Origin of the sequence: Mesorhizobium sp. M7A.F.Ca.CA.003.01.2.1 (assembly GCF_003998945.1) — a bacterium.
GTDB classification, from domain to species: domain Bacteria; phylum Pseudomonadota; class Alphaproteobacteria; order Rhizobiales; family Rhizobiaceae; genus Mesorhizobium; species Mesorhizobium ciceri.
The window spans coordinates 1-6845 of the sequence record NZ_RZRA01000200.1 but is presented as its reverse complement, the minus strand read 5'-3'; the positions used below and the strand labels follow the sequence as shown (position 1 = coordinate 6845).

At 64.6% G+C, this 6845-nt stretch carries 4 protein-coding genes and 1 pseudogene; 2 read left to right on the top strand and 3 right to left on the bottom strand.

Going from position 1 to position 6845, the window contains the following annotated elements:
* From EN969_RS10925 to EN969_RS10915, 3 genes and pseudogenes are all read right to left on the bottom strand, one after another.
* Positions 1–734, bottom strand: a pseudogene (locus EN969_RS10925) (aldehyde dehydrogenase family protein); the annotation flags it as partial.
* 70 nt (positions 735–804) lie between these two features.
* Positions 805–1854, bottom strand: a complete 1050-nt coding sequence (gene deoC, locus EN969_RS10920) for a deoxyribose-phosphate aldolase (RefSeq protein ID WP_063169684.1) — start codon at positions 1852–1854, stop codon at positions 805–807.
* Between the two features lie 152 nt (positions 1855–2006).
* Entirely contained in the window at positions 2007–2834 is an 828-nt protein-coding gene (locus tag EN969_RS10915; RefSeq protein WP_063169685.1) for a ferredoxin--NADP reductase, read from the bottom strand.
* A 221-nt stretch (positions 2835–3055) separates the two neighbouring features.
* On the opposite strand from EN969_RS10915, the gene EN969_RS10910 reads away from it, so the two are divergent.
* Positions 3056–5140 (top strand): hydantoinase/oxoprolinase family protein, encoded by a 2085-nt coding sequence (locus EN969_RS10910; protein ID WP_063169686.1) that lies wholly within the window; start codon positions 3056–3058, stop codon positions 5138–5140.
* 1 nt (position 5141) lies between these two features.
* A partial coding sequence (locus tag EN969_RS10905; RefSeq protein ID WP_127419120.1) for a hydantoinase B/oxoprolinase family protein occupies positions 5142–6845 on the top strand: 1704 nt, incomplete at its 3' end.

Sequence of the window (6845 nt, the reverse complement as noted above, 5' to 3'; positions counted from 1 at the left end):
GCTGTCGAGATCGGCATCCTCGAAGACGATGAAAGCCGATTTGCCGCCGAGCTCCAGCGACAGTTTCTTGCCCGAGCCGGCGGTGGCCTTGCGGATGATCTTGCCGACCTCGGAAGAGCCGGTAAAGGCGATCTTCTGGACGCCGGGATGGTTGACGATGGCGACGCCGGCCTCAGGGCCGCCCTGGACGATGTTGACGACGCCCTTCGGCACGCCGGCACGCTCGCAAATCTCGGCGAACAGGATGGCGGTCAGCGGCGTGAACTCGGCCGGCTTCAGCACCACGGTGCAGCCGGCGCCCAGCCGGCATGGTGGATGAAATGGCGGATCGCCAGCGGCACGTCGATATCGCGGCTTTCGCGGATCGGCTTGCCGTTGTCGATAGTCTCAAGCACCGCGAACAGGCGCTGATGCCGCTGCATGGCGCGGCCGATGGCATAGAGTACTTTGGCACGCTGATAGCCTGAGGCTGCCGACCACTTCGGCAGCGCCTTGGCGGCGGCCGCAACCGCCGCGTCGATATCGGCGGCATTGGCGTCCGAGACCTCGGCCAGCAGCTTGCCGGAAGACGGCTCGCTGGTCTCGAAGGTCTTGCCGCCGGCAGCGGCTTTCCAGTCGCCGCCGATGAACAGCGCCTTGCCGAAATCGCGCGCGGCAAGCCAGGCGTCGGCCTCGTTGCGGGCCTCCGGTGCCGGGCCGTATTCCATGGCGTGATAGCGATCGAGAATGTTCATCAGGTGCCTCCTTCACCCTCCCGCCTGGGAGGGTCGATCGGCAAAAGCCGATCGGGGTGGGGGTAAAGGCTTACGCCATCGCGTGGCGATGATTGGCCGAATAATGTCCGGTCAGATGATGCTCGAGCTGGCGCTCGATGTCGGTCAAGAGGCTCGACGCGCCGAAGCGGAACAGGTCCGGCTCCAGCCATGGCCGGCCGAGCTCTTCCTTCATCAGCACCAGCCAGTCGAGCGAGGCCTTGGCCGTGGAAATGCCGCCGGCCGGCTTGAAGCCGATGAGATAGCCGGTTTCCTCGAAATAGGCCCTGATGGCACGCACCATGGCGAGGCCGACGGGCAGCGTCGCGTTGACGCTTTCCTTGCCGGTCGAGGTCTTGATGAAATCGGCGCCCGCCATCATCGCCACCATCGAGGCCAGCATGACATTGCGCAGCGTGGCGAGGTCGCCGGTGCCGAGGATGACCTTCAGATGCGCATCACCGCAGGCGGCGCGCATCGAGACGATCTCATTGTAAAGCTCCCGCCACTTGGCGCCGAACACCAGGCCGCGCGGGATGACGACGTCGATCTCGTCGGCGCCGTCACGGACCGAGGCCTCGATCTCCTGCAGACGGGTCGACAGCGGCGCCAGGCCATGCGGAAAGGCGGTGGAGACGGCGGCGACATGGATGCCAGTGCCGCGCACCGCATCGACGGCGGTGGCAACGAAGGGGTGGTAGACGCAGACGGCGGCCGGGCGGATGATTTCACCTGATATGCCGAGGCCCTCGACAATGTCGCGGCGGAACGGGTTGATCGCCTTGGCGCAGAGCCGGCGCACGCGCTCCTCGGTGTCGTTGGAATTCAGCGTCGTCAAATCCATGCAGGCGACGGCGCGCAGCAGCCAGGCGGCCTGGTTGTCGGCCTTGATCGAGCGCCGCTTGGTCAGGCTGGCGACGCGCCGTTCCAGCGCCGAGCGATTGACGCTGCGCACCGATTCCATGAAGCCAAGGTCGAGCTTCATGCCGGGGTTGCGCGCAATGCGATGATCGTGCGGGACGGCTGTATTGGCGGCGGCACGCGCCGGCAGCGGCGTCACCTTGGACGGGCCGACATCGGCTTCGCGGATTGTGCTGCTCATCTCCTGCCCTTTCATTCAGCGACGTATGCCGAAGATAGCCCGTGAAGCCGTACTTCACGAGTCCTGCGGGCGGTCATAACCGAAAAAGGCGGCGAAAGCAGCAGTTTTTGACCGTGCGGTCAAAAACGTAGACTTCGAGATGTTGGTGCGGCTCAGCCGACGAAGGCGCGCTCGACGACAAAAGTCGCCGGATGGCTCAGCGAGCCTTCCTCGAAGCCGAGACTTTCGGCCAGTTCCTTGACGTCCTTCAGCATATGCATCGAGCCGCAGATCATGATCCGGTCGGTTTCCGGGTTGAGCTTGTCGATGCCGAGATCGCTGTAGAACTTGCCGGAGCCGATCAGCGCGGTGATGCGGCCCATGCGTGCCGATTCCTCGCGGGTCGTCGAATTGTAGAGCGTGACGCGCCCAGTGGTCAGTTCACCGATCAGCGGGTCGCTTTCAAGTGCTGCGACCAGCTCCTGGCCATAGGTCATCTCGGCATTGTCGCGGCAGGTATGGGTCAGGATCAGTTGATCGAATTTTTCGTAGGTGTCGGGGTCGCGCAGCAGGCTGGCGAAGGGCGCGATGCCGGTGCCGGTCGAGATCATGAACAGCCGCTTGGCCGGCGTCAATGCGTCGACCACCAGCGTGCCCGTCGACTTCTGGCGCATGATGACGGTGTCGCCGACCTGGATCTTCTGCAGCTCCGAAGTCAGCGGGCCGTCCGGCACCTTGATCGAGAAGAATTCCAGCTCTTCGTCCCAGGCCGGGCTCGCCACCGAATAGGCGCGGTACACCGGCTTCTCTGCATTGGGCAGGCCGATCATGACGAACTCGCCGGAGCGGAAGCGCAGCGACTGCGGACGGGTGATGCGGAACGAGAACAGCCGGTCGGTGTAGTGCTTCACCGAGACCACGGTTTCGGCATAGACATTGGCCGGAATCGGGAACTGCAGCGGTCGGGCGCCGACGGTGTTGAGAGCGGATGTGGTGTTCATCAAATCCAACCTTCTGGCCCAGCTCACGGACGCGGGCGCCAAACCTTCACCTGCGCGCCCGGACCATTCAGGTCCCGGCGTGCTGTTCGCACACTCCAAAGCGGCAAGCTCTTGTGTCCGGAATTTATTAGTATACAAACGATATTTGCGTCAAGATGCTCCCTTAAAACAGCTTTCCAAACTGACGCATATCCGTAGTCCGCGCATTTCGGGTTTCGACGATGGAAGAGAATATTTCGGCGCAAGCGCGCGATCCCCAGGGAAATGTCGTTGCCGGTATCGATGTCGGCGGCACCTTCACCGACCTGCTCCTGATCGACGGAAGCGATGGCGGCAGGGTGTATCTGGCCAAGACGCCGACCACGGTCGACAACCAGGCCTTCGGTGTCGTTTCGGCACTCGGCGCCACCGGATTTCCGATCGACGGCATCGACCTCATCGTGCATGGCACGACCACCACCACCAATGCGGTGCTCGAACGCCGGCTGGCGAAAACCGGCATGATCACCACGCGCGGTTTTCGCGACGTGATCGAGCTTGGCCGGCGCACGCGGCCGCAGGCCTATGGCATGACCGGCAGCTTCGTGCCGATCATCCCGCGCAATCTCAGGCTCGAAGTGTCGGAGCGCGTCGAGGCGTCGGGTGAGATACGCACACCGCTCGACGAGGCCGAAATGCGCGAGGCGGTGCAGACGCTGATCGCGGCCGGTTGCGAATCCCTCGTCATCCATTTCCTGCATTCCTACGCCAATCCGGCGCACGAGCGGCGCGCCACCGAAATTGCCGCCGAGCTCTGGCCGAACGGCTACATCACGGCAGGCCATGCGCTGCTGTCGGAGGCGCGCGAGTTCGAGCGCGGCGTCACCGCTTCGGTCAACGCCTCGGTGCAGCCGATCCTCGAGCGTTATGTCGAGCGGCTGCGCAAGGAACTGGCTGCAAAAGGCTATGCCCGCGACTTCCTGATCATGAACGGCAATGGCGGCATGATCTCGGCCCGCTTCGTCACACGTGAATCGGCCAAGACTGTCATGTCCGGTCCGGCCTCGGGCGTCATCGCCGCCGCCTACACCGGAAAACGTGCCGGCTTCGAAAACCTCGTCACCTACGACATGGGCGGCACTTCGACCGACGTGGCGCTGATCCGCAATGCCGAGCCGGCTGTCTCGAACGAGATCGAGATCGAATATGCCATGCCGATCCATGTGCCGATGGTGGCGGTGCACACGGTCGGCGCCGGCGGCGGCTCGATCGCCCGCGTCGACGCGGCCGGCCTGATCCAGATCGGCCCGGAAAGCGCCGGCGCCAACCCCGGCCCGATCTGCTACGGGCGCGGCGGCCTCGATCCGACCATCACCGACGCCAATCTGGTGCTCGGCCGGCTGGCGCCGAAGAAGCTGCTGGCAGTCGAAAACCCGGTCACATCAGAGCGCGTCACCGGCATCTTCGAGGAGAAAATCGGCAAGCCGACCGGCCTGTCCGGCGTCGAGGCGGCGGGCGCGGTGCTGCGGCTCGGCAACATGAAGATGGCCGGCGCCATCCGCATGGTGTCGGTGTCACGCGGTCATGACCCCCGCGATTTCGCGCTGTTCGCCTTTGGCGGCGCCGGGCCGCTGCATGCGACTGCCCTGGCGCGCGAACTCGGCCTGCCCAAGGTGCTGGTGCCGGCGCGTCCAGGCATCACCAACGCGCTCGGCTGCGTCGTTGCCGACCTGCGCCACGACTTCGTCAACACCATCAACCAGCCGGTGTCGGTGCTCGACGAAACGCGCCTTCATGGGGTATTGGAACGGCACCGAAACGAAGGCGAGGAGCTGATCGGCAAGGAAGCGGTAAAGCCGGAGACGATCCGCGTCACCCACTCCGCCGACATGCAGTTCGTCGGCCAGACCCACATCATCAACGTGGCGCTGCCGTCCTCCTCGGTGACCCGGGCAACGCTGCAGCAGCTTTTCGAAAAGGCCTATTTCGCCCGCTTCAAGGTCGAGCTGCCGGAAATCCGAGCCAATCTCGTCAATCTCAATACATCGGTCACCGGCGTGCGTCTGGCGATCGATCTGTCGCGCCTGATCGATCCGGCGGGGCGCGCAGCAACGCTGGACGAGGCGCGGCGCGAAATCCGGCCGGTCTGGTATGCCGGCCGTTGGCACGACACGCCCGTATATGCGCGTGAAAAGCTGCCGCTCGATGCTATCATCGAAGGCCCGGCGATCCTCGAACAGATGGATGCCACCACCGTGCTCGAACCCGGCGACCGCGCACGCAGCGACGCTGACGGCAACATCATCATCGACATTGGCGAGGCCTGATATGGCAAAGCTCGACGCCATCACCCTTTCGGTCCTCCAGGCGGCCCTGCAGCAGGTCTGCGACGAGATGGACCTTACGTTCTCTCGCGCCGCTTTCTCGCCGGTCATCGCCGAGGCCAATGACCGTTCCGACGGCATCTATTCGGCTGTCGACGGTTCGCTGATCGCGCAAGGCAGCCAGGGCCTGCCGGTGTTCGTCGGCGTCATGCAGTATTCGACCAGGACGGTGATCGAGATGATCGCCGACGGCCGTTGCCTGCCGCCGGAACCAGGCGACATCTACGTCGTCAACGACCCCTATCTCGGCGGCACCCATCTGATGGATGTGCGCTTCGCCATGCCGGTCTACCGGGACGGCAAGATTTTCTGCTGGCTATCCAACACCGGCCATTGGCCCGACATTGGCGGCTCGGTGCCGGGCGGATTTGCAGCCTGGGCGACTGCCGTGGAGCAGGAAGGCCTGCGGCTGCCGCCGGTCAAACTGTTCAAGAAGGGCGTGCTCGACCCGGAAATCTACGCCATCATCTGCTCCAACATCCGCGTCGCCGACCAGCGCATCGGCGATATCAGGGCCCAGGCCGCCGCACTGCTGATCGGCCAGGATCGGCTGAATGGAATCCTGGATCGTTACGGTGACGAAACTGTTGTCGCGGCGATCGCCGAACTGCGCCGCCGCGCGGCCGAGCAGATGCGCGCCAACATCTCAGCCATTCCCGACGGCACCTACCATTCGAAGGCCTTTGTCGATTCCGATGGGGTGGTCAACGAGCCGCTGATCATCGCGCTCGCCGTCGAAAAACAGGGCGACACGCTGACCTTCGATTTCACCGATTCGTCAAAGCCCTGCGCCGGGCCGATGAACAGCGTGCTGGCGACGACCCTATCCTCGGTCTATCTCGCCATGCGCCACATTTTCCCGGATGTGCCGATCAGCGCCGGCGCGTTTGAACCCCTGATCGTCAAGCGGCCGGAAGGCACGTTCCTCGACGCCAAATATCCGCGGCCCGTCTCGGGCTGCGCCGCCGAGGTGTCGCAGCGCATCGCCGAGGCGGTGTTTGCGGCGATGGTGCAGGCATTGCCGGACAAGGTGACCGCCGCACCCGCCGGTTCCAGCGGCAATTTCGCACTCGGCGGCAACGACCCGGCACGCGGCCGCGACTACGTCATGTATCAGATCTCCGGCGGCGGTTATGGGGGCAATTCAGGCCATGACGGCCTGACCAATGGCTGCTCGACCATCGGCATCTCCAAGTCGCCGCCGGTCGAGATCATGGAACAGGCATTCCCGGTGCTCTACCGCCACTACGCCTTGCGTGAAGGCTCCGGCGGCGCCGGCAAGCATCGCGGCGGTTTCGGCCTCGCCTATGAGGTGGAAATCCTGCGCGGCGACGCCCGCGCTTCCTTCGTCATGGACCATGGCCGGTTCGGCCCGCAGGGCGCGCTTGGCGGCAAGGACGGCGCCGTCAACACGGTGACCGTCTTCCGCAACGGCGAGGAACACGTGCCGCCGCATTTGTCCAAAGAACAGGACATTGCGCTCAAGGCCGGCGACCGCGTGCGCGTCGGCACGCCGGGCGGCGGCGGCTATGGCGATCCGCTGCAGCGCGATGCCGATCTTGTGCTGCGCGACGTGGCGCTGGGGTACTACACATCAGAGGAAGCCACCGAAAAGTTTGGCGTTGTCCTCTCGGCCGGGGAGTTGGCC

Excerpts from the sequence above, each read along its gene's own strand:
- deoC (WP_063169684.1), bottom strand. The coding sequence starts at position 1,854 with ATGAGCAGCACAATCCGCGAAGCCGATGTCGGCCCGTCCAAGGTGACG.
- EN969_RS10915 (WP_063169685.1), bottom strand. The coding sequence starts at position 2,834 with ATGAACACCACATCCGCTCTCAACACCGTCGGCGCCCGACCGCTGCAG.
- EN969_RS10910 (WP_063169686.1), top strand. The coding sequence starts at position 3,056 with ATGGAAGAGAATATTTCGGCGCAAGCGCGCGATCCCCAGGGAAATGTC.